Here is a 752-nt window from a genome sequence, read left to right as displayed (position 1 = left end):
GGTTAAGCCCTCGACCGATTAGGATCTGGTCGCTCCACGCATTGCTGCGCTTCCACTCCAGACCTATCTACCTCGTCATCTTCGAGGGGTCTTACTCGCTTTGCGCGATGGGAAATCTCATCTTGAGGTGGGCTTCGCGCTTAGATGCTTTCAGCGCTTATCCCGTCCACACATAGCTACCCAGCTGTGCTCCTGGCGGAACAACTGGTACACCAGCGGTGTGTCCATCCCGGTCCTCTCGTACTAGGGACAGCTCCTCTCAGATTTCCTGCGCCCGCGGCAGATAGGGACCGAACTGTCTCACGACGTTCTGAACCCAGCTCGCGTACCGCTTTAATGGGCGAACAGCCCAACCCTTGGGACCTACTTCAGCCCCAGGATGCGATGAGCCGACATCGAGGTGCCAAACCTCCCCGTCGATGTGGACTCTTGGGGGAGATCAGCCTGTTATCCCCGGGGTAGCTTTTATCCGTTGAGCGATGGCCCTTCCATGCGGAACCACCGGATCACTAAGCCCGACTTTCGTCCCTGCTCGACTTGTCAGTCTCGCAGTCAAGCTCCCTTCTGCCTTTGCACTCTGCGCATGATTTCCAACCATGCTGAGGGAACCTTTGGGCGCCTCCGTTACCTTTTGGGAGGCGACCGCCCCAGTCAAACTGCCCACCTGACACTGTCCCCCGACCGGATCACGGCCGCGGGTTAGGATTTCGATACCGCCAGGGTGGTATCCCACCGGCGCCTCCACCGAACCT

The 752-nt window shown here is 58.9% G+C and carries 1 rRNA gene; it reads right to left on the bottom strand.

From position 1 onward, the window contains the following. Positions 1-752, bottom strand: a 23S ribosomal RNA gene (locus tag IEW48_RS16800); the annotation flags it as partial.

Source organism: Caldalkalibacillus thermarum (assembly GCF_014644735.1).
GTDB lineage: Bacteria > Bacillota > Bacilli > Caldalkalibacillales > Caldalkalibacillaceae > Caldalkalibacillus > Caldalkalibacillus thermarum.
This window is presented reverse-complemented; position numbering and strand designations above follow the sequence as displayed.